The organism is Aliidiomarina shirensis (assembly GCF_003987345.1).
GTDB classification, from domain to species: domain Bacteria; phylum Pseudomonadota; class Gammaproteobacteria; order Enterobacterales; family Alteromonadaceae; genus Aliidiomarina; species Aliidiomarina shirensis.
In genome coordinates this window covers 673,372-696,832 of record NZ_PIPP01000002.1, presented here as the reverse complement: position 1 = coordinate 696,832, position 23,461 = coordinate 673,372, and the positions used below count along the sequence as shown (strand labels likewise).

At 47.8% G+C, this 23,461-nt stretch carries 18 protein-coding genes; 9 read left to right on the top strand and 9 right to left on the bottom strand.

The window, feature by feature from the left end; all coding sequences use genetic code 11:
- The first annotated feature begins 40 nt into the window (after window positions 1–40).
- The 4 genes from CWE13_RS07275 (at window position 41) to CWE13_RS07260 (ending at window position 4,962) form a co-directional block, all read left to right on the top strand.
- Window positions 41–1,585: a leucyl aminopeptidase family protein gene (locus tag CWE13_RS07275; protein ID WP_126807248.1), complete on the top strand. Its 1,545-nt coding sequence runs from the start codon at window positions 41–43 to the stop codon at window positions 1,583–1,585.
- 124 nt (window positions 1,586–1,709) lie between these two features.
- Window positions 1,710–2,120 carry an OsmC family protein gene (locus tag CWE13_RS07270; protein WP_126807247.1) on the top strand — a complete coding sequence of 137 codons (411 nt, stop codon included), beginning with the start codon at window positions 1,710–1,712 and terminating at the stop codon, window positions 2,118–2,120.
- A 38-nt stretch (window positions 2,121–2,158) separates the two neighbouring features.
- Entirely contained in the window at window positions 2,159–2,818 is a 660-nt protein-coding gene (locus CWE13_RS07265) for an alpha/beta hydrolase (protein ID WP_126807245.1), read from the top strand.
- An 83-nt stretch (window positions 2,819–2,901) separates the two neighbouring features.
- Window positions 2,902–4,962: a S9 family peptidase gene (locus CWE13_RS07260; protein WP_126807243.1), complete on the top strand. Its 2,061-nt coding sequence runs from the start codon at window positions 2,902–2,904 to the stop codon at window positions 4,960–4,962.
- Between the two features lie 11 nt (window positions 4,963–4,973).
- On the opposite strand, the gene CWE13_RS07255 is transcribed toward CWE13_RS07260, so the two are convergent.
- From CWE13_RS07255 to purE, 7 genes are all read right to left on the bottom strand, one after another.
- On the bottom strand, window positions 4,974–6,215 hold the full coding sequence (locus tag CWE13_RS07255) for a phosphopentomutase (protein WP_126807242.1): 1,242 nt from the start codon (window positions 6,213–6,215) through the stop codon (window positions 4,974–4,976).
- 10 nt (window positions 6,216–6,225) lie between these two features.
- Window positions 6,226–7,554, bottom strand: coding sequence for a thymidine phosphorylase (deoA, locus tag CWE13_RS07250; RefSeq protein ID WP_126807240.1), 1,329 nt, complete (start codon window positions 7,552–7,554; stop codon window positions 6,226–6,228).
- A 1-nt stretch (window position 7,555) separates the two neighbouring features.
- On the bottom strand, window positions 7,556–8,386 hold the full coding sequence (deoC, locus tag CWE13_RS07245) for a deoxyribose-phosphate aldolase (protein ID WP_126807238.1): 831 nt from the start codon (window positions 8,384–8,386) through the stop codon (window positions 7,556–7,558).
- Window positions 8,387–8,390: 4 nt separating this feature from the next.
- Window positions 8,391–8,816, bottom strand: coding sequence for a cytidine deaminase (gene cdd / locus CWE13_RS07240; RefSeq protein WP_126807236.1), 426 nt, complete (start codon window positions 8,814–8,816; stop codon window positions 8,391–8,393).
- Between the two features lie 155 nt (window positions 8,817–8,971).
- Window positions 8,972–10,540, bottom strand: coding sequence for a glycerol kinase GlpK (glpK, locus tag CWE13_RS07235; protein ID WP_126807235.1), 1,569 nt, complete (start codon window positions 10,538–10,540; stop codon window positions 8,972–8,974).
- Between the two features lie 25 nt (window positions 10,541–10,565).
- Window positions 10,566–11,666 carry an ATP-grasp domain-containing protein gene (locus CWE13_RS07230; RefSeq protein WP_126807234.1) on the bottom strand — a complete coding sequence of 367 codons (1,101 nt, stop codon included), beginning with the start codon at window positions 11,664–11,666 and terminating at the stop codon, window positions 10,566–10,568.
- Window positions 11,663–12,154 (bottom strand): 5-(carboxyamino)imidazole ribonucleotide mutase, encoded by a 492-nt coding sequence (purE, locus tag CWE13_RS07225; RefSeq protein ID WP_126807233.1) that lies wholly within the window; start codon window positions 12,152–12,154, stop codon window positions 11,663–11,665. The genes CWE13_RS07230 and purE overlap by 4 nt, the downstream gene beginning before the upstream one ends.
- A 455-nt stretch (window positions 12,155–12,609) precedes the next feature.
- Between purE and CWE13_RS07220 the strand changes: the two genes are divergently transcribed.
- A complete protein-coding gene (locus CWE13_RS07220) occupies window positions 12,610–14,790 on the top strand; it encodes a S46 family peptidase (RefSeq protein ID WP_157980945.1) in 2,181 nt (726 codons plus the stop codon).
- Here the strand turns inward: CWE13_RS07220 and dinB are convergent.
- On the bottom strand, window positions 14,738–15,814 hold the full coding sequence (dinB, locus tag CWE13_RS07215) for a DNA polymerase IV (RefSeq protein WP_126807231.1): 1,077 nt from the start codon (window positions 15,812–15,814) through the stop codon (window positions 14,738–14,740). The genes CWE13_RS07220 and dinB overlap by 53 nt on opposite strands.
- Before the next feature lie 270 nt (window positions 15,815–16,084).
- On the opposite strand from dinB, the gene CWE13_RS07210 reads away from it, so the two are divergent.
- Both CWE13_RS07210 and CWE13_RS07205 read left to right on the top strand, forming a co-directional pair.
- Window positions 16,085–16,516: a c-type cytochrome gene (locus CWE13_RS07210; protein ID WP_198677907.1), complete on the top strand. Its 432-nt coding sequence runs from the start codon at window positions 16,085–16,087 to the stop codon at window positions 16,514–16,516.
- A 375-nt stretch (window positions 16,517–16,891) separates the two neighbouring features.
- A complete protein-coding gene (locus CWE13_RS07205) occupies window positions 16,892–19,588 on the top strand; it encodes a sensor domain-containing phosphodiesterase (RefSeq protein ID WP_126807229.1) in 2,697 nt (898 codons plus the stop codon).
- Here the strand turns inward: CWE13_RS07205 and rep are convergent.
- Window positions 19,551–21,569 carry a DNA helicase Rep gene (gene rep, locus CWE13_RS07200; protein ID WP_126807227.1) on the bottom strand — a complete coding sequence of 673 codons (2,019 nt, stop codon included), beginning with the start codon at window positions 21,567–21,569 and terminating at the stop codon, window positions 19,551–19,553. The two genes, CWE13_RS07205 and rep, sit on opposite strands and share 38 nt — an antisense overlap.
- 154 nt (window positions 21,570–21,723) lie before the next feature.
- On the opposite strand from rep, the gene CWE13_RS07195 reads away from it, so the two are divergent.
- Together CWE13_RS07195 and CWE13_RS07190 are read left to right on the top strand one after the other, a co-directional pair.
- Window positions 21,724–21,969: an accessory factor UbiK family protein gene (locus CWE13_RS07195; RefSeq protein ID WP_420837037.1), complete on the top strand. Its 246-nt coding sequence runs from the start codon at window positions 21,724–21,726 to the stop codon at window positions 21,967–21,969.
- Window positions 21,970–21,996: 27 nt separating this feature from the next.
- Window positions 21,997–23,442: an ATP-binding protein gene (locus tag CWE13_RS07190; protein WP_126807225.1), complete on the top strand. Its 1,446-nt coding sequence runs from the start codon at window positions 21,997–21,999 to the stop codon at window positions 23,440–23,442.
- Window positions 23,443–23,461 lie beyond the last annotated feature (19 nt).

Sequence of the window (23,461 nt, the reverse complement as noted above, 5' to 3'; positions counted from 1 at the left end):
ACCCTAAAGCCCGATTTTATTGCTAAATAGGAATTTCTTTATGAAGATTTCACGCTGGTTAGTAGCGGTTATCGTATTGATGTCGGTATCGATGACCGCCTCTGCAGAGTACCTAGAAACAAAAGTTAATTTTAGCGAGCGCTTGAGCTCGAGCGCAGAAACATTAGTAGTGCTAGTGCCTGCTGATACCCAAGAGTTAAGCTTGAGCGGTTGGAGCAATGAAACGGCAGCACAGATTAATCGTGCGATGCAGGTGCGTGAGTTCACAGGCGCTGCGAAACAGCAGTTAGAAGTAATTGCACCAATGGGCTTATCGGTTGACCGGTTAGTGCTGGTAGGTGTTGGCACACCAAGCGATCTGACGCGTATCGAAGCGGAAGAGATTGGGGCAGCTTTGGCTAACCATGTAAATAGCACCAAAGCGGCAACCGTTCATGTTGATACAAGCCTTGTGAGTGATGTGGCTGAAAACGGGCGAATCAGTGCAAGTATTGCGCATGGCGTTGATTTACGTAACTACCGCTTTGATCGGTTTAAAAGTGAGCCAGAACCGCGTCCAAGCCAAAGCTATGAATGGCTTGTGGTAAGCAATAGCGCTGCCGAAGCGTATTATGCGGATTTGCAAGGCTTAGCCAATGGTGTGTTTTTAGCGCGTGAATTGGTAAATTTACCAGGAAGTACTGGCTACCCTGCAGCTTTCGCGGAAATGGCGCGCGCAGCGTTAGAACCGCTTGGTATTGAAGTTACCATTCTTGGCCCGGAGCAAGTACGTGAATTAGGTATGGGTTCGCTTTACGGTGTAAGCCAAGGCAGCCAACATAAAGCACATTTACTGGTGGCTCATTGGAAAGGTAGCGATGATCAGCCTATCGCTTTGGTAGGTAAAGGCAATACGTTTGATACGGGTGGCTATAACTTAAAAACGTCATCTGCTTCCATTCTTGCTATGACCACGGATAAAGCCGGTGCTGCTGCGGTTGTAGGAACTGTGGCTGCATTAGCTGCGGAGCGTGCTCCGATTAACGTTGTAGCAGTAGCTCCGTTATCGCATAACTTAATTTCCGGTGAAGCGCAGTTACCTGGCGATGTGGTTACCGCAGGTGATGGTTCAACCATTGAAGTAGCAAACACTGATGCTGAAGGGCGCTTAATTTTGGCCGATGGTATTTGGTATGCTCGTGAGCATTTCAACCCACGTGTAATTGCCGATATTGCTACCTTAACAGGTGCTAAAGTAGGTGCATTAGGCACCGAATATTCAGCGATCTTCAGTGAGCAAGAAGACATTATTCGTACTTTACGAACTGCAGGTGAGAATACCAGCGAATTGGTATGGCAGTTGCCGCTAGGCCCTTACCGCAATGTAACCAGCAGCCGTATCGCTGATCGCCGGAATACAGGTTCTCCTGGTGCACAGGCCGGTGCTCTATTCTTGCAGCATTTTGCCGGTGATACGCCTTGGGTGCATATTGATATGGCAGGAAACGCGCTGATTCCAAGTGCGAGTGGTATTCACCCTGAAGGCGCTACGGGTTATGGTGTGCGCTTGCTTACCGAATGGGTGAAAATCTACTCAGCTGAGTGATTTTTGGCAAAGTGCTTAGAAGCCTCACATTACGATTGAAATAATGTATTATCAAAGCCTCGGTTTTTCCGGGGCTTTTTTATAAAGCATCAGGCTCCATTGGGGGGCATGCGCGGAGAGCATTATGAGTAAAGAAGTGAACGAAGGGTGTGTGCGTGTAGAAGAAAAAATGGCACCTTACACGAATCAGGTAACTACTTATAACCACCGTTGGCTGGCCGACGAACCAGAAAGTTTGGGCGGTGCCGATGAGGGCCCAGCGCCGATGGAGATGGTTCTTGCAGGGCTTGGAGCTTGTACATCAATGACCCTGCGTATGTATGCGGCGCGAAAAGAGTGGCCTTTGGAAAAAGTTACCGTTGATCTGCAGCATGAAAAAGGTGAGAAGGGCGCGGAATCGATATCACGCAGAATTAAACTTGAAGGCAACCTTTCTGATGAACAGCGCCAACGCTTGCTTGATATTGCCAACAAATGCCCAGTACACAAAACGCTTTTAAATAGTGACCTAGAGATTCCAACTGAGCTGCTGTAGTACGTATGTAGGTAAATTTTTTAGAAACAGGATTTAGAATGAGTTTATTACCGTGTGTAGAAGTTGAACCAAAACAACCCGCAAATGCTGCAATTATCTGGCTTCATGGCCTTGGTGCAGATGGCCATGATTTTGAGCCTATCGTGCCGCACATTCAATTTGCTGAAGGCGTGCACGCGCGATTTGTATTTCCGCACGCGCCTCGAATTCCGGTAACCATTAATGGCGGTATGCAAATGCCAGCTTGGTACGATATTTTAGAAATGTCGATAAATCGGAACGTTGATGAAACGCAGTTGCGCGCATCAGCAGCGCAAACAGTAGCCTTGATTGAACGTGAAATTGAGCGTGGTATTCCTGCGGAGCGTATTGTGTTGGCTGGTTTCTCGCAAGGTGGTGCAGTAGCGTATGAAGCAGCGCTTAGCTTCCAGAAGAAACTTGCGGGTGTCATGTGCCTTTCTACGTACCTTGCAACGCAGGCTTCAGTGAAAACCAGTGAAGCGCAGAAAACAACACCGTTTTTAGTGCAACACGGTAGCCAAGATCCGGTAGTGCCAGCTCAGCTTGGTACACAAGCAAAAGCATGGCTGGAAGAACATGGGTATGCCGTAACTTATCAAACATACCCAATGGCGCATCAGGTATGTGCTGAACAACTACAAGATATCAGTAAGTTTTTGCAGAGCGTACTGCGCTAATCTGTAGCTTTACAACCTGTGGTTCTATTGGCGGCCTAAGAAGCAAAAAACCGAAACTAAAAAGAAGAATAGAGGAACACACTATGCGTTCACGATTAATTTTAACTTCACTGTTGATGTTCGCGCTTTTGCTGAGCCCTGCGCTCTCAACTGCACACGCACAAGAATCTAACTCGCAGAACTTTGCAGCTGAGGATATTTTTGCGCTCGAATACGCCAACGATGTGCAAGTAAGCCCAAATGGGGAGCATGTTGTTTATGTTCGCCATAGCAACGATATCATGCAAGATTCTACCCGCCGTAGTTTGTGGCTAGTGAACGTGAAGAGCGGTGAGCAAACGCCATTGTTTGCTGATGAACATCAATACAGTAGCCCGCGGTGGTCGCCGGACGGTAAACGTATTGCGTTTATTTCGAACCAATCGGGAAGCAACCAAATACATGTGCATTGGTTAGCAGAAAACAAAACTGCACGAGTTTCAGATCTTCGCAATGGCCCCGGAAACCTAACTTGGTCGCCTAACGGCAAGCACTTAGCATTCAGTATGGAAGTGTTAGCGCCAGCTACTGAATTTGCTCGTAGTGTTTATCGGCCGAAGCGTCCAGATGGCGCGCGTTGGTCGGAGCAAGCGATTATTTCAGAGCGTGCATATTACCAAGCCGATGGCCGTGGCTTTTTAGAAAGTGCCTACCGCCATATTTTTGTTGTAAGCGCAGAAGGCGGGGCCGCTCGCCAACTTACTTCGGGTGATTATAATCACGGCGGAACCTTAGCTTGGCTTCCTGATAGCAGTGCCATTGTGTTTTCGGCAAACCGCCGAGATGATTGGGAATATCAATCACTAGAAGCCAACCTCTACCAAGTAGAATTGGCCAACGGCCGCTTAACTGAACTTACGAATACGAGCGGCCGGCAATCCGAGCCGGTGTTTTCACCGGATGGCCGTAGCCTTGCATTTTTGCATAGCTCTGGGGCACGCGAACCATACCGGAACGCAAAATTGCAGGTTATGAATTGGCGTAACAAAGAAATCACCGAGCTTTTATCTGATTTTGATCGCTCCGTTGAATCGCCTGCGTGGTTGAATGGCAACACGCTTGTATTTCAATATGCCGATCGTGGCCGATTAAAGCTTGCGCGAGTATCAGCGCGTGGTGGCCGAATCAGCGATTTAACCAGCGATGTTGGCACTGGTAGCAATGGTCGGCCATACTTGGGCGGCATGTTTAGCGCCTCTGGCGATGGTGTTGTTGCATTTACGCACGGCAACGCACATCAGCTCGGCAATGTGGGTGTATGGCAAGGCGGTAATGCACAAGTGCTTACCCGCTTGAACGAAGATTTATTTAGCCAACGCGAGCTTGGTGAAGTGCACGAGATTACCTATAACTCGAGCATTGATAACACCGAAATTCAGGGTTGGTATATTACTCCTCCAGGTTTTGACCCAGAAAAAGAATATCCGTTATTGGTAGAAATTCACGGTGGTCCACACTTAGCGTACGGGCCGTATTTTGCGGCAGAGCTGCAGCGTTATGCGGCGGCGGGCTACGTAGTTTTCTATAACAACTATCGTGGTAGTAGTTCTTATGGCAAAGATTTCGCTATGCTGCTCGATGGCAAATATTCATCACCGGATGATTTTGCTGACCACATGTCGGGTGTGGATGCCATGATCGCCAAAGGCTTTATTGATGAGCAGAACTTATTTATTACGGGCGGCTCAGCGGGTGGTATTGCTACCGCTTATGCTGTGGGTTTAACCGATAGATTTAATGCAGCGGTTGCTACTAACCCAGTTATAAATTGGGTATCGAAAGTGCTGACAGCGGATAGCTATTTAGGCCAAATTGCCAATCAATTTCCGGGCATGCCGTGGGAAGAACTTGAGCATTACTGGCAGCGCTCGCCACTTTCGTTAGTAGAAAATGTAACCACGCCAACAATGATGTTTGTCGGTGAGAGCGACCGCCGTACACCATTATCGGATAGCCAACAGTTCTATCAAGCGCTTAAGCTTCAAGGCGTGGATACGGCGCTTGTGCGTGTGCCAGGCGCTTACCACGGGGTATCAAGCCGGCCTTCGCGCATGATCATGAAAATCGAGCACGCGCTAGCATGGTTTGAGCAATATAAAAAATAGAGAAGAGGCAGCTACTGGCGTGGTAAGAAACTTTCACCATATTCAGTAGCTGGTAACCCTAGGTGGCTCGCTATGCTTTGGCCAATATCGGCAAAACTTGCGCGCCGGCCTATGTTGCCGCCACTTTCGGGTATGGTTAAATCTGGGCCAAAGCAAATTACAGGAATGTATTCACGTGTGTGATCGCTTCCAGGCCATGTAGGATCACAGCCATGATCTGCTGCAATAAACACTCTATCGCCGGGCTTTAAGGCCGCAATTAATTCCGGTAGGCGTTTATCAAAATCTTCTAGTGCTTTCGCATACCCGGCTACATTTCTGCGATGGCCATATTCCATATCAAAATCTACGAAATTCGGAAAAATAATACTTTGCTCTGGCGCTGTTTCAATTGCCTCAAGTGTGGCATCGAAGATAGCGTTGTTGCCGCTCGCTTTAACCTTTTGGGTAATACCCTGATGTGCATAAATATCGGCAATTTTGCCAATACTAATTACTTCGCCGCCAGCATCTACGAGTTTATCGAGCACAGTAGGAGCGGGTGGCAATACCGAATAATCGCGCCGATTTCCGGTTCGTTTGAAGTTCTCTGCACGGGTTCCCGCGAAGGGGCGAGCAATAACACGGCCTACGCGCAAACCATGGGCATCGAGCTTTTCTCGCGCGAGTTCGCAAAGTGTGAGCAAACGCTCTACACCAAAGGTTTCTTCATGGGCTGCGATCTGTAGCACGCTATCCGCTGAGGTGTAAAAAATAGGTTTACCGGTAGCCATGTGCTCAGCACCAAGGCGGGCGATGATTTCTGTACCGGAAGCATGGCAATCACCCAAAATACCCGGTAAATCGGCTTCTTGAATGATTTCATTAATGAAATCAGCAGGGAACGTAGGCACTGTAGTAGGAAAATAATGCCAATCGAATAACACGGGTACACCGGCTATTTCCCAGTGGCCGCTCGGCGTATCTTTGCCTCGGCTTAATTCTTGGGCGTAGCCATATAAGGATGGGCAAGGGCCAGCAAAAGCAAAGCCTGCAGGGCGCTCGCCGCCGCTTTCTTCGGCTAACAACCCTAAGCCAAGTTTCTCTAAGTTAGGTAACTTCAATGGCCCTTGCCGTTCAACATCTGCTTTTCCTGCTGCGCAGGCTTCGGCAATGTGGCCAAATGTATTTGCGCCCACATCACCAAAATCTTCGGCATCGGCAGAAGCGCCAACGCCAAAGGAATCAAGCATGAGAATAATTGCACGAGCCATAGGTTACTCCTTACGCATCATCTGCAGTAAGTGTCTCATAAACAACAGGATCAAGCTCAGGCAAAGTTTCGCTTAAGCCAATCGAAGCTTTCAACTCAACCGACGCGGCTATCGCACTTACTTCATCGCGAGCGTGAATCATAGCAATTGGACGATTGTTATCCACAAAGGTACCAATTGGCGCAAGTTCACTTAAGCCTACTGCATGATCAATGTTGTCAGCTGGGTTTGTACGCCCGCCGCCCAGGCTCACAACCACTAGGCCTAAATCACGTGTGGACACTTCAGCGATGTAGCCAGGAGAATCGGCGTAAACTGGCATAACTACCGGTGCTTTTGGTAAATAACCTTGCCAATTTTCTAGGAAATCACTGGGGCCACCCAATGCATGTACCATCTTTCCAAAAATTTCCGCTGCCCGGCCAGAATCGAGAACATCATTCAGTTTTGCTTTCGCTTCTTCTTTGCTTGCTGCAATGCCACTGAGCAACAACATTTGTATCGCTAATGTCATGGTTACTTGATGCAAGCGCGGGTTGCGGCGCACGCCTGTGAGGTATTCAATCGCTTCCCGCATTTCCGTAGCGTTACCGGCGGTATCGCCAAGTGCTTCGTTCATATCCGTAATTGTAGCTGATGTGCGCACGCCTGCACCATTTGCTACGGCAACAATGCTGCTCGCGAGTGCACGCGAATCTTCTAGGCTGGTCATAAACGCGCCGTTGCCGGTTTTCACATCCATAGCAAGGGCTTCAAGCCCGGCAGAAAGCTTCTTAGAAAGAATTGAAGCAGTGATTAATGGAATGGAATCTACCGTAGCGGTAACATCGCGAATGCTGTAGAAACGCTTATCAGCTGGCGCTAAATCTGCGGTTTGGCCAATAATGGCAACACCAACATCTTTCACAATACGTTGAAAATCAGCAAGATCCGGCTGAATATTATAACCCGGAATACTTTCGAACTTATCCAAGGTACCGCCCGTATGGCCTAAGCCACGGCCAGCAATCATCGGCACATAACCACCACAAGCTGCTACCATCGGACCGAGCATTAGGCTCACCGAATCACTTACACCACCGGTTGAGTGTTTATCAACGATGGGGCCGCCTAGATTAAAAGAATCCCAGTTGAGCACCGTACCGGAATTCATCATCTCTTCAGTAAGCGCTACCCGCTCAGGCATCGCCATACCGTTAAAATAAACCGACATCGCAAATGCGGCTACTTGGCCATCGGTAACGTTTCCGTTGGAAATACCTTTTACGAAAAAGGCAATTTGTTCGCGAGTAAGGGTTTTACCATCGCGTTTTGCTTTAATAATCTCTTGGGGCAACATCTCAGTATCCTCCTGATGCCGTGTGTTCTTGACCACCTTCCAAAGTGGCCACTAAATTTGCGCGTACCGAGCTTGCACCTAAACGAAAACGGCTCGGGTGTATGCCTTCTGCACCCAGCACGTTCTCGGCTGCCTGCATGTAAACGAGCGCATCGTCCAAATTTCGAATACCGCCGGCGGGCTTAAAGCCAATTGCGTGAATAGCGTGCGCTGCGCTTTTGCTAGCACGTTGCTTTTCAATGTGCGCCTGAATCACCGAAATCATAACTTTAGCCGCTGCTGGAGTGGCGTTTTCGGCTACTTTACCCGTCGATGTTTTAATAAAATCAGCGCCACCCGCGATAGCAATTTCACTTGCCTGCTTTATCAAATCCGGAGTTTTAAGCTCGCCGGTTTCAATAATCACTTTTAATTGCGCATGGTTCCCACATGCAGCTTTACACGCCTGAACCAATAGTAACGGTGTTTTTGCATCACCAGCGATGAGTGCTCGGTAGGGAAACACCACATCTACTTCATCGGCCCCATAGGCAATGGCAGCACGGGTTTCTTTTACCGCGATATCAATATCGTCGCTCCCATGCGGAAAGTTCGTTACCGTTGCTAATCGGACGGAATATAGATCTTGTTCATCAAGCAACTTGCGAGCCAGCGGTAAAAACCGCGGGAAAATACATAAAGCAGCTACTTCAATGCGTTTGCCATGGGCATCGCGCCAACTGGCATTATTAACTAATGCGGCAATATCATCGGCACTTTCTTGGTCAGTAAGGCTAGTTAAATCGAGTAGCGAGAATGCTTTGGCCGCCAAAGCTGATTTAGGATCCTGCATGCCTTTATTCCTTACTCGGTAATAATTGCTCAGGGCCGAACGAGTGAGGCAACAATTCTTGCATCGTCATTACGGCGCGCACACCCTCGGGGCCGCAAATATGAATCGTGGTGTTTGCGTTTGCGAATTCACGAATTCGTTGCCGGCACCCACCGCACGGGGAAACTAAGCCTTCGCCGTTACCGATCACGTAAATTTGATTAATTTGGGTTACGCCCGCCATTACCATGGCCGCGATTGCGCTTGTTTCTGCACAATTGCCCTCAGGATACGAGGCATTTTCCACGTTACAGCCACTAAAAATTTCGCCATTTGGGCCAACAATAGCCGCGCCCACTGGAAACTCTGAATAAGGTGCGTAAGCCTTTTTTTGCGCGGCTTTTACAGCGTTTAACATTTGCGTTTCTGATACAGCCTTTACTGAACTCATCTATGCTACTGCCATGTTGTTGAAACACCGGGGCAAAACACTACTTGTAAGTATTTCACCATTGTTTATTCCCATTATTCGCCCGTTACTTGCGTTCTCGGGCTATTCAGCCGAAAGCCCTTGGCAAGCATCATTTTTAAAATGGGGCAGTTATCTTACCTGACTTTTGCTATAGCCGCTAACCAACGTTTATGAAGGTGCTGTCGATCTGCTTTCGAGCTTTCCGGGGTGAATGTTCCTTTACTACCACAAAGCTTGGTCAACTCATTGAACGAATTGAACAGGCCAACTTCTAAACCGGCTAAGAAAGCAGCGCCGCGCACACTAATTTCGGCAGTGTCGGCGCGTACTACGGAATGGCCAGTAATATCAGCGAGTGCTTGCATAAACCAACCATTGTCGGTCATGCCACCATCCACTTTTATCATATCGATAGTTTGGCCATCGGCTACCATGGCTTGTAATAAATCGCGCGTTTGCAGCGCTACGCTGCGCAAAGCGGCAGCCGCCAGTTGTTTTTTACCGGTATCACGGGTCATTCCGAAAATGGCAGCTCGTGCGTTTGGATCCCAATACGGCGCGCCAAGGCCCGTAAACGCGGGAATAAGAATCTCGCTTTGTTCGCAATCAATACCTTCCGCTAGTTGCTCAGTTTCCGCAGCTGTTTGAATAATTCCGAGTTTATCGCGGAGCCACTGAACAATAGCGCCGGCCATAAAAATACTGCCTTCAAGAGCATAGGTGGGCTTGCCATCTATTTGGTAACCCAAGGTGCTCAATAAACGGTGTTCCGATTTCACCGGCTTATCACCCGTGTTCACTAAGGCAAAACAACCTGTGCCGTAAGTGCTTTTAATCTGGCCTGGTTCAATACATGCTTGGCCTACGAGTGCGCCTTGTTGATCACCAATCATGGCACCAATAGGTATCCCAGCCGTTTCGTGTTTATCTGCGTTTTGTGGAGAAAACCGAATCGATGCGCCTTCACGAAAGAGATCAGGATTCGCTACGCCAAATGCACTCGCATTATCTTTAATTTCTGGCAACATTTCGCTCGGCACACCGAAGGTCTCGCATAACTCGCTATCCCATTCGCGTGTATGTAGATTCATGAGTAAAGTGCGAGAAGCATTAGTGGCATCGGTTGCATGCACTTGGCCACCGCTTAAGTGCCAGAGCAAAAAGCTATCAATAGTGCCAAACGCAAGTTCACCTGCTTCTGCTTTTTGCCGCGCGCCTTTTACATGGTCAAGAATCCATGCAATTTTAGTGGCAGAGAAATATGGATCGAGTAATAAACCGGTTCGTTCTTGTACTAAGGCTTCGCAACCTTGTTCCCGTAACGTTTGGCAATGCGCTGCGGTACGCCGATCTTGCCAAACAATGGCGCGATAAATGGGTTTGCCGCTGGCCTTATCCCACACAACAGTAGTTTCCCGTTGGTTGGTAATGCCGATTACAGCAATATCGGTTACCTGAATTCCGGCATCTTTAATGGCTTTGCGGCAAGCAAGTAGCGTGGTTTCTAAAATATCACTAGGGTCGTGTTCTACTTGGCCATTGGCAGGGAAATACTGAGGGAACTCACTTTGGCCGCGGCCTTGTGCGCGCAACTTAGTGTTATAAATCATGGCGCGGCTTGAGGTAGTGCCTTGGTCGATCGCCAATATATATTGGCCTTGATGCTTGGCGGCAGAGCCGCCAGCAGAAGCAAAAGTGCTCATAGTAAACTCCTGAAAGGTCAGGCGATTACGATAGCACTTGTAATGATGGTGTCCAGTGTTTGCATAATGCTTCGGCGTCTGGCCGTGAAGAAATACGCATGTTTACGTGGCCAACTTTACGCCCAGGCCGCGAATCTTTGCCATACCAGAATGCTTGCGCACGGCTATCCTGCCATAACTCAGCGGGAATTTGTGCACAGCCGATAGCGTTTAACATCAGGGTGGGCTGAACCGCTAACTCCGGAAACGGCATATTGGTAAGGCTACGGATATGCAAATCAAACTGGCTAGCATTGCAGCCACTTAGCGACCAATGGCCAGAGTTGTGCACACGCGGTGCTATTTCGTTGACTAACAATTCCGCTGTGTCGCCTTCGCCTACCACAAAGAATTCAATGGCCAAAGTTCCTACGTAGCCAAGGTGCTCAGTGATACGGCGAAATGCTTCTTCTGCCGTGGCTTGCAAGCGCTCATCAATATGCTCAAAGCCGGCAAACGTGTGGCTTAAAATGCCATTCGTATGCACGTTCTCAACTAGAGGATAGCAAAGGATGCGGCCATCTTTAGCACGCGCACCCACAATAGACATTTCTTTGCTAAACGGAATCATCGATTCGATAATGCCTGCTTGTAGGCCAGCAGAACGCTCAAGCGCAGCAGCTTCTGTTTGCGCGGAAGTACTTTGTGGATTCCAGCGCCATTGGCTTTTTCCATCATAGCCACCAAAGGCAGCTTTTATGACCACCGGCTCTTGCCACGTTTGCAGTGCTTGGCTGAATTGATCCGCTGTTTGGAACGATTGCCATGGCGCGGTAGGAATGCCTAAATCATCGCACATCTTCTTTTCAAGTTGGCGGTGCGTAAGCGGCCGTATCTTATCGGCATCGGTGAGTAACTTGGCAGCGGCTAGGGCCACGTGATCAGGGTCAAGCTGCTCATGCTCCCAACTTACTATGTCGGCCCATTGCATGGCTTCTTCAATGCTTAAGCTCAAAGGAACATGCGCACCAGCGGGCATTACTTTGTTGGTGCGGGTATTTACTAATAAACATTCGTGGCCGAGTTGAATACTGCTTTGCGCAAGCATTTGCCCAAGTTGGCCATTACCGAGTATCAGAAGTTTCATGAATCAAGATCCAATTTACTATGAGCGATAACGGTTTCCCGTTGTTTGCTTCTAAATTCGCGAATTTTGTTCTGCACTTGCGGATCAGTAGTACCAATAACCTGAGCTGCGAGTAAACCAGCATTTGCGGCGCCGGCTTCACCTACGGCTAAAGTGCCTACGGCAACACCTTTTGGCATTTGCACAATGGATAAAAGGCTATCTAGGCCTTTTAGTTGCTTACTGGCTACCGGAACACCAAACACGGGTAGGCAAGTGAATGCCGCTAACATGCCCGGAAGATGAGCAGCACCGCCAGCGCCGGCGATAACTACGCGTGTTCCGTTCTGTTCTGCTTCCGCCATGGTGGTAGCGAGCAAATCAGGTGTGCGGTGCGCGGAAACAACACGCGCTTCCCAACTTACCCCAAAATCTTCTAACATGCGGGCAGCAGCCTGCATAGTTGGCCAATCAGAGGTTGATCCCATTAAGATAAGCACAGTGGCCATTTACAGCTCCTGCTATTCTTCGCGAATAGGTGAATATGAGGGTTGTATTTCTTGAAAGCCGCGGATTATAGCAGAAAAGTGGTTACTTCGCATACGTTTAATCGCATACCGAGGTGGCTTGTATCGAACTATTTAGATTTGAGTTCTTTTTACAGCGAAAAATGAAAAATAGGCTGAGAAAGGTTAAGGGGCAGGCTTTACCGCTAAAATATTAAAAATAAAATGTAAATCTGCGGTAAACTATGGAGTAAATCAACAGCCTCGTTGTGGAAAAGGTCTAAACTTAAGAGAACTACGTAAACAGCGATATTTACATTTATGGATAAGTGAGAAAAACGTTGATCAAACTGCAGTATCAAGGATGGCCAGCGCGGTTGTGGCGGCATTTACCCAATTGCAATTTTAAGGCGCGCAAACTCCGAGTAAAAGCAAAGTTCGTATTCATGGTAATGAGTATGGGCCTTTTTTGCAGCGCCCAAGCTGCGGAAGGTTTATGGCTGCCTGAACAACAACCTGATTGGCCGATTCAGCCGCATGGCTCTGCTGTATTAAAGGTGGGAGGTTGTACCGGTACATTTGTTTCACCCGATGGCTTAGTGCTGACCAACCACCACTGTATTCTTGATTTACTACAATACCGCTCAACCCTAGAAAACAACTACCTTTCGTTGGGTTTTTTAGCCATTAATAGAGAGCTTGAGTTGTTGGCGCCACCAGATTTCACGGTATCACAAACACTTGAACGAACCGATGTTACTGGCCAAGTACTGCAAGGTGTGAGCGATCGAACAACCGGCAGCGCGCGGTTTAATCTCATTGCTAGAAATCGGAATGAAATTCTACGGCAGTGTGAAACAGAGAGGGATGTTAGCTGTCGAGTGGTAGAGCATTACGATGGCCAAGGTTATTTATTGGTGCGCGATCAGAATTTTGCGCAAGTAAAACTGGTGTGGGCTCCACCGGTTAATGTGGGCCATTTTGGTGGCTTAGAAGATAACTGGCAGTGGCCTCGGCATAGTGCAGATTTGGCACTGTTGCGTGTTTATAATGCTGATGGCAGCGTATATACGCCAAGCCATTGGCTACCGCTTTCTCCTGCAGCGCCAGCTGATGGCGAACCTGTTTATGTTGCCGGTTTTCCGGGTATTACTCAGCGTTATCGCTTGCAGCAAGAAGCCGATATGGCCTTCAACGAATTTTATCCAAATCTTATTCAGTATTCAGAGCGTTGGTTAGCGCTTATTCAAACAGCCATGGAGAATAACCCGGATATCGCACTGCGATATATTCCAACTTTGGTGCGGCAGGGCAACCGCTTACAAAACTTAGTGGGTATGCTCGCGGCTGTTGATAAGTATGGAGCAAGTGATCTGCTCGCAGCCCAGGAGCGGGAATTACGAGATTGGATAGCAACAACACCGGATAAAGATCGTTTTAACACCGCGTTAAGGCAAACTGAAAGTGCGCTTGAATTTCGCCAAGCCACCCTACAGCGCCAGCTGTGGTGGAATTTTTTCCAAGAACTGCAATTACCGTTGGTTGCGCAGCGGCTCTATCGGTTGGCGGAAGAATCTGAGCGTGCGGATGCGAATCGAACGCGAGGCTTCCAAGTGCAACAAGTGCCAGCGATTCGTTCTCAGTTGATTAGTCAAGTACGTCAGTTTGCCCCAGAAGTTGAGATTAAACTACTAGTCGAATTGCTCATGCTGTATCAAGAGCTTCCCGAAGCGCAACGAATTCCGTTTATTGAAACGTTTTTTGGTTTAGATAGCAGTTCAACCCGTGAATCGATCTTACAGCGCGTACAAGTGATATATACCAACACAGCGCTTGGCGATTCTGCTGTAGTTGAAGCGTTAATGAAAACTTCGTTGGCTGATTTTCGGCGCAATAGCGATCCTTGGATTCAGTTTGCCGTTATGTCGGCAGAACAACGTTTGCAGTGGGATTTGCAAGAACGCGAGTTACGAGGCTTAGAACAGCAGGGGCGCTCTGTACTCATGGAGGCTTTTCGCCGGCATGCTCGCTCGAAAGGCGCTCGATTACCTGATAACGCGAATAGAACCTTTCGCTTAAGTGCGGGGCATGTAGCGGCAGAACAAACCGGGGTTACTACAAGTGAAGCCAACGCACAGGATACGCTAGACAACGAAGTGCTGGCTGAGCACCAGGCGCCAGCGGCACGAACCACATTGAAAACACTACTGGCGATAGCAGGCACCGAAGATCGTTATGAATTACCATTCAATATGCATGCGGCTGTTGCTGTGCATGGCGCGGGTTGCCTAGCCGAAAGTGCAGAACAGTTAACGTTGAACTTCCTTTCAACCGCAGATGGCACCGGCGGTAGTTCGGGTAGCCCTACCGTAAACAAGCGAGGTGAGTTGATCGGATTAGTATTCGATTCAACTACCGATGCGATTTTAAGTGATTGGCATTTTGATGAATCGCGGCATCGCCTAATACATGCCGACGTTCGCTATATTCTTTGGTTACTGCGGTATGTGTACCAAGCGCATGAACTAATGGCTGAACTGGGCTTTGAGGAAAATGCTGATGGTTGCAGCTTAAATGGGCAACCGATTATTCCAAGGCCAGCTCGAGTTGACGATTTTCATCAGGATCGGGAAGAGTAAAACCGATACCAATTAACCGCACTGGTCGGCTTTTGGCTCGAGGCCAAGCTTCTGTAAGCAGTTGATAGTATAAAGAGGGTGAAACGCGATTACTCACCTTACTCACTGTCGTTTGGTTGAAATCATTGAACTTCAATTTCAATGTTTGCCCTTTTGCATGGAGATCTTGCCAGCGATGTCCGCCAGCTCGCTTTTGCAATGATGGCAGTAGCGTATTTTCCAAGAAGCGTTCGGCGTCTTTGATTTGCTTAAAATCTCTATGTAACGTTTCTTCGACACTAATTTGCTTGCGCAACCGGGTAGTTTGCACCGGCCTATCATCTACACCTAAGCAGCGCTGAAATAACAGCATACCCGAATGCTCGCCAAGAAGGCGCTGTAGTTTCGTAGGGTCCGCTGTTTGAATATCGCGCACTAAGCGAAAACCAGCCGCATTGAGTCGCTCTTGGCTCTTTGGTCCTGCACCGGGAATACGCTTCAGGGGCAAGTTAGCCAAGTATTGAATTATCTGATCCGGTGGCACAACAAATTGGCCATCTGGCTTGTGTTCCTCAGACGCAATTTTCGCCACCATTTTCTGGCACGATATACCCGCGGAGGCGGAAACGCCGAGTTCACGTAGCTCGGCGCGGATAGCCTCAAGCGTTAAACTGGCGCTGCCTTGATAGCTTTTGTTCTCGGTTAAATCTATATAGAACTCATCAATCGAAGCGGGCTCAATGCGATCGGTATAACGCAGGAGTATGGTTTGCACCTGCTTCGACATCGCTTTGTAACTGGCCATATCGGGCTTCACAAAAACCAAATCAGGGCATAAACGGCGAGCTTGGTGTCCGGGCATAGCACTGCGAACACCAAATTTTCGAGCCAGGTAATTTGCGGTAGCAACTACTCCACGCTCACCGCCACCGCCAACGGCGAAAGGCCGGTGTGCAAGTTTTGGTTCTTTCAATACCTCTACAGCCGCGAAAAAGGCATCGAGGTCGAGTAGGGCTATTTTTCGGTTGCTGGTATGTTCTGACAAAGGAGGCTCATTCGTAATAAATTAGCAGATCAAAAATGGCTTTATTTAATCTAAATCACGTTTATTGCGTATACACTTAGGTACACTTTATCTGCTGAAAGTGTACCACAGCGAAGAAAATCAGCGCACTGAAAAGGCTAACCTGGATAATTAGTGCGCAAGGGAGTTTCACGAGAAGCAATTTCTCGTTATAATCGCTGCACGTAATCAGCACTCGAATTATTTTTCGCTCTAGTTGTTAATCGCATTAGTTGCGAACAGGAGAAAGCCGTGAAGTTTTTAAGCCAAATTAAGTGGAAGCAAGTATTAGCCGTGTTTGCCGGTGTTGCCGTTGCCGGTAGCGTAATGGCTATGTCTGTGGATATGTCGCGCGAAGCTATTGCAGAGCGCATCAAGCCTACTGCTAAAGTTCGTTTAGCAGGCGATGAAGTAGCGCAAGCGAATGGTGCTGCTCAAGAAGGTGAGCGTTCTGGTGAAGCGGTTTATAACCAAGCGTGTGCTGCATGCCATACGAGTGGCGTGCTGAATGCACCGCGGAAAGGTAATGCTGACGATTGGGAAGAGCGCATTGCCAAAGGTATGGATACACTTCTTGAACATTCAATTAATGGCTTTAATGCGATGCCACCACGTGGTACCTGTATGAATTGTTCAGACGATGAGATTTTAGCTGCTATCGAATATATGATCGAAGATATCTAAATTCGAGCTCGAATCCACTAAAGCCGCCTTTATAGGCGGCTTTTTTGTTTTAAATCAAGGTGCTTGGTTAAATAGAAGTTGTTGGCTTTTCATTCAATAAAAGTAGTAATATACTGGGTTATTGACATTATAATAACATTTCGATTTTTAGCACTCACGGAGTAACTCATTTACAAGTGAGTGCAAAATCGAGCGCATTAATGAATGCGGTACTAAATGGAACACCAAAGTTAAAGGTGCAGTTTTCTTTTTTAATGAGCAGATGAGAGTTTGCTTGCGAGATAAACCTACACTATGTTTGTTGCAATATTCAACAAAGCAGCGTAATACTGGTGTTGCAGGAAGTTTCCTCGTTTACAGGGGGGTTGCTCAAGGGTGAGCGAAAAGAACCAAGGTACTTCAGAACTGACACCGGCTACGCAAATACGTCGACTAGAACGCGTTGTAGCTCGATTGAAAGTTTTGACTCAGAAGTATCGGCAAGCTGAAGTAATTCAGCAGGCCCTTTTCCGTATTTCCGAATCTGCATCCTCTGCGCAAAACATGGAACAAATATATCGCGATGTGCACCGTATTATCGGTCAGCTCATGACAGCGAAAAACTTCTACATTTGCCTTTATACCGAAGACCGAAAATCGTTTACCTTCCCTTATTTTATCGATCAGTACGATGACGCGCGCATGGTTGCCGAAGTACCTGCCGAAGCATTGATGCGCGGGATGACAGGCTACGTGCTACGCAGGGGTGAGCCAATACTCTGTACTAAGAATGATATTGAAGCATTGGTGGAAGCCGGCGAAGTTAATTTCCTTGGTTCATTACCTGTTGATTGGCTCGGTGTTCCTCTGATTGCGAACGATGAGTTTATTGGTGCAATGGTGGTGCAAAGTTACGTAGAAGAAATGCGGTATAAAACGGAAGATCTTGAGTTGCTCATGTTCGTTTCACAGCACGTTGTAAACGCGCTAGAACGCTTCCGACACCGCGAGTACTTAGAATCTGAAGTAACAAAGCGGACCGCGGAACTAAGACAGACCAACGTTGAACTTCGCAGCGAAATAAAAGAGCGTGAAAAAGCAGAGTTGCAAAACGCGGTATTGTTTTCGATCTCAGAGTTAACCAATACTGCCGAAGATATGTCTACTTTCTATCGTCAGTTACATATTGAAGTTTCCCGCTTAATTCAAGCGGAGAACTTTTATATAGCACTGTTAACGGAAAATCGTCAGCAGGTTTATTTCCCATATTATGCCGATGAAAATGGCTTTCAAGCGCGACAGCGTAGCCTGCAAAAAGGCTTAATAGAATACGTTCTTCGTAACCGTAAACCGGCTTATATTGATGGTAAAATCCGAGATTCCTTGGTTGCTAAAGGTGAAGTAGTGCTATCGGAAGCACGCGGGATCCTTGCACATCAATGGTTAGGTTCGCCGTTAATGCTTGATGGCCGCACATTCGGTGTAATTGCTACGCAAACTTACGCGAAAGATAAACCTTTTTCCCGCGAAGATTTAGAACTCTTAAACTTTGTTGCTCACCATGTTTCTGTGGCTATTGATCGCCGGCGGGCATCTGAACAGCTTGCCAAAGCGAACAGCTTCTTGGAAAAACGAATTGCTGAACGTACCGAAGAGCTAGTAGAAGAGATTGAACGCAGAAAAGAGATTGAAGCCCAACTTTATCATGATGCTCATCACGATAATCTTACAGGATTACCCAATCGTGCTATGTTCGCTGATCGGGTAAATCAGGCTTTAGCGCGGCAAAAACGGCAGCCGAAAGATAATTTTGCGTTATTGTTTGTGGATCTCGATCGGTTCAAGAATATTAACGATACGTTAGGGCATTCCGCGGGCGATGAATTCCTACTCGAAGTAGCTCGGCGTATTCATGGCGCTATTCGAGAACCTGATTTCCTTGCTCGTTTAGGTGGCGATGAATTCGTTATATTGCTAGAGCCGGTAAAAACCGTAGACGATACCAAAGATGTAGCAAGCCGCATCATTGAAGTGATGAAGGCACCGTTCCGTTTGAATGGCCAAGAGCACTTTTCGGGTGCCAGTATTGGTATTGCAACCTGCCGGGGCCCCGATGATACAACCGATCGCTTGCTACGCGATGCCGATGCTGCCATGTATGAAGCGAAGAACCTTGGCCGAGGCCGGTATGTGGTATTTGATGAAGCGATTCGGAGTGGGTTGGTTGATGCACTGAATCAAGAAGCGGCGCTCCGCCATGCTAAAGCAAAAGAAGATTTCCGGTTGTGGTATCAACCTATCTTTGCGCTTAACAGTGATACCATTGAAGGTTATGAAATGTTAGTGCGGTGGCAGCGTGGCAAGCAAACAGTGCTTCCAGGCGAATTTATGGCCTTGGCCGAGCGTTCCGGTGCCATTATTGAAATTGATCTGTGGGTACTATCGGAAGCGTGCCGGCTAATGAAAACGCGGAAGGTGGGTGCTGATGCTACAGTACCGATTCACGTGAACTTGTGCGTACAACACTTGCTAAGGCCGCGCCATGTACAGTCGCTTATTGATCTAGTTGCGAGTAAAAAAGTACCGTACAAAAACATAGTGTTGGAGTTCGATGAAGATTCATTACAAAAAGAAGATTCAAGAAGGATTCTAGCAAGCTTACGTAAACTGAAAGAAGCAGGTTTCTTATTGGCCCTTGATGACTTCGGCAGAATAACGGGGCCGCTTCATTTCATTTACAATTATCCGTTCGATATCATTAAATTGGATCGCAATTTTGTTGCGCAAGTTGATCGGAAAGATCGTGCGCAGGCGATGGTTCGCCACATTGTAACCTTATGTAAGGAGCTTGGTATTGAGCTGAGCGCCGAAGGTATTGAAACGGATTCCCAGCGCAAAGAGCTAGAACTTCTTGGGGTTACAAAAGGGCAAGGTATTCTGCTTAGTCCTGCGCGAACAATTGAAGGCACGCATACGATTCCGCTTGCTACCCGAGCTCAACATGGCAAGCCGGAAAACAATCAAGATGCTGACCAAGACGATGATGCCCAGAGCGCTACTTCCGCAACATCTCGCGTAACCGAGCAAGATTAGATTCAGTTTTTTCCAACTGTTCTTCCTTACTCACTGGCTTCCGCTGATCTTCCCAATCTATATCATCTTGAGGCAACTCCATTAGAAACCGGCTTACTTCTGGCCGAATTGTTTCGCCATACTGCCGGCGTTGTTTGGCGAGCGTAAAAGTAAGTTTGCGCTGAGCACGCGTGATCCCTACGTAGGCTAAGCGCCGCTCTTCTTCAATATCATCATTATCAATGCTGGTTTGATGAGGCAGTAAACCTTCTTCCATGCCAACTAAAAACACATAGGGAAACTCCAAGCCTTTCGAAGAATGCAGCGTCATTAGCTGCACTTGGTCAGCATCGTCTTCTTCATCTTGGCGTGAGAGCATATCGCGAAGTACTAAACGTGAAACAACCTGATCAAGCGACATCGGGTCGTTCTCGGGGCTCCCCATAAGCATATCGCTGACCCAACGGAATAGCTCATTTACGTTTTTAATGCGCATTTCTGCGGCGGCAGGGCTACCGCTACTTTCAAATAACCAATCTTCATAATGAATGGCTTGGATCAAAGCTTTTACGGCCTGAGTAGCGTGCTGTTCGCCAGAATCGCTTTCCCGGGCAGTATGTAATATGAGTTGAGTGAACTCTTGAACATCATGGTAGGCCCGCGTAGCCAATAAGGTTTTTAAGCCTTGGTGTTGGCACGTAGCAAATAAGCTAAGGTTTTCTTGATGTGCGAGTTGGCCAATGCGCTCAATGGTATTCGGACCAATTCCGCGGCGCGGAGTATTGATGATGCGCAAGAAGGCATTATCATCGTTAGGGTTCACCACTAAGCGTAAATAGGCAAGAATATCCTTCACCTCAGCACGCGCGAAAAACGATTGGCCCCCCGTGATTTTATAAGGGATTCGGTTATTCATGAGTGCTTTTTCGAAAATGCGCGCTTGGTGATTACCGCGATACAAAATCGCGTAATCGCCATAACGCGTGCTATCCATAAAGCGCTCGCGAATAATTTCGGCCACTACCCGTTCGGCTTCATTTTCTTCATTTTTACCAAAAATAACCCGCAGTGGTTCACCATATTCCATGGCCGAAAACAGCTTCTTCTCAAATACGTGTGGGTTGTTGGCAATAAGAATATTCGCGTTTTTCAAAATTCGGCCAACCGACCGATAATTCTGTTCTAATTTAATGACTTTGAGCGTAGGAAAGTGTTGCTGTAACAATGCTAGATTCTCGGGCTGAGCGCCACGCCACGAATAAATACTTTGATCATCATCGCCCACCACAGTAAAGCGACCACGTTCACCAACCAAGAGCCGCACCAACTCGTATTGGCTCGTATTCGTATCTTGATACTCATCCACTAATAGGTAGCGAATGCGCTGCTGCCAACGTTGACGTACCTCAGGAACCTGCTTAAGTAATAATGTAGGAAGTAAAATGAGATCATCAAAATCAAGTGCGTTGCAGGCTTTTAAATGGCGTTGGTATGCCGTGTAGAGTTCGGCAAACACGGCATCATCGGGCATGTTGCTATCAGGCTGCACGTGTTCGGGCAGCAACATGGCGTTTTTCCAATGGCCTATTCGCTGCTGCAGGCGTTGCAACATAGCCTTATCAGCATCAATGGTATCTTCACTAAGCGCACTGAGTAGGGCGAAGGTATCTTGATCATCAAACAGCGAGAAACCGGGCTTGAAACCAAGCATTGCGGCCTCTCGGCGAATCATATCAAGGCCCAATGTATGGAATGTTGATACTCGCAAGCCACGGCAGTTTTTCCGGCCTAAGCGCTGTGAGATTCGCTCGCGCATTTCGCGAGCGGCCTTGTTGGTAAAGGTAACCGCGGCAATATGGTTGGCTTTATAACCGGCTTGATTAACAAGATATGCAATCTTTTCCGTAATAACGCGGGTTTTACCACTACCCGCACCTGCGAGCACAAGCGTAGGGCCGCTGATATACTCTACTGCCCCTTGCTGTTGTGGATTTAATTGCATGATTAAGCCGCCGCCAGATGTGAACCGTATTACTAAATACTGAAGCGCGCATTGTACCCGAATTCGGCAATATGCCATAACCACAATTTACGGTATGCTGTAGCTACGATGCTGTGGGTTACGAAACAGCAACAACAATCAAACGAAGTGGGTGATGAACATGATTGATGCGAAGAAAATTGAACAGATTGCAAAACAGATTACTGAAAGCATTCCACCAGGCGTACGTGGTATGGCTGATAACGTTGAGCAAAAAGTGAAGCAAGCCGTGCAAGGTCAGTTGAACAAGCTCGATGTGGTGACGCGCGAAGAAATGGAAGTGCAGCAACACTTGATTCTGCGTTTACGCCAGCGCATTGAAGCTTTAGAAGCCAAATTGGAAGAGCAAGAAAAGAAATAACATTCAGATTCTAAGAGGAATTCGCCGGTGTTCTCATCTTGGCTGCAGCGATTTAGTACCCGCACGCAATTTTTCATTGCGATAGCGGGCACGGGTGTTTTCTTGGTCGCAGTGGTATTGCTTGGTGTTCGTAGCTATTTTTTGAATAACTTTTCAAATTATATCGCAGAGCAAGAACAACAACGTTTGCAGCCGGTAGCCGCAGTATTTTCTGAATACTATGGCAATGTTGTAGCGCAACTTACTAACCGCGGAATTGCCGAAATTGATGAGGCCGAACTATGGCGAATGGTAGTAGCCAGCATTCAACGCGATCTTTTAATCAATCCAAGCCGCGTGAATCTCGATCCTGAACTCAGTTTCAGTGAACTCAATCTAGAAACGCTTGCCGGCTATCGCGTATTTGGTGTAGCCATTGAAGATCCGGTATCGGTGGCGGTATTAAGCGACGGTGAAATTATTGCAACGCTAAGCACCACCATGCCGCGAGGCCAAATGCAGCCGATTGATGCGGTATTTAGCCAGCAGCAAGAGAAAGCCATGCTCTGGGCTGGTGCTTTTGCGCTAGCGGTTGCCGCGTTGGTGGCTTGGTTACTCGCCACACAGCTGCGAAAGCGTTTGTTGTTGTTACGGAAAAACACGCAAGAAATCGCATCAGGCAACTATCAGTATTTTCAGAACGGCCAGCCAATCGCTGACGATATGTCAACAAACGATGATATCGGTGAGCTTTCAGTTGCTATCAATAGCCTTGCCGAAACCTTGGCCAACACAGAAAACCAACGCCGGCAATTCATGGCTGATATCGCCCATGAGCTTCGTACGCCCCTAACCATCCTAAAAGGCGAATTGGAAGCCGTTGAAGATGGTATTCGCACACCAAGCAAAGCGTTTTGCCAGTTATTGTTGCAGCAAACCGAACAGTTGAATCATTTAGTGCAAGATTTGCATTCATTGGCCCAAGCTGAAGCGATGCAATACCAGTGGCAGCCCGTAGATCTCAGCCAGCTTCTCGCCCGCACCATACAGCAAATTGCTACGCAAGCAGAAGCGGCTGGTTTGCATATCGATTACTTGGGGCTTTCAAGCCCCGTATGGATTCGTGCAGACGCTAGCCGCTTGCAACGCGCCTTGATGAATTTGCTACAAAACAGTGTGCGTTATACCCAAACTCCCGGCCAAATTACCGTTGAGTTGCAAGTTGATTCTGTTTCGAACTGCGCAGATATCGCTATTGAAGATAGCGCGCCAGGCGTTGGTGCAGAACATATTCCGCATTTATTCGAGCGCTTTTACCGCATTGATGAGCACCGACAACGCGCAACGGGTGGCAGTGGCTTGGGCTTGGCAATTGTGGCGCAAATTATTCAGGCGCACAGCGGTACTGTAAATGCACAGCCGAGCACGCTCGGTGGTTTGAAGATTGAACTTAAGTTGCCCCTGTTAGCTCGAACTGAAATACCGGAAGCTTAATGGGTAAAGGCAATGATTC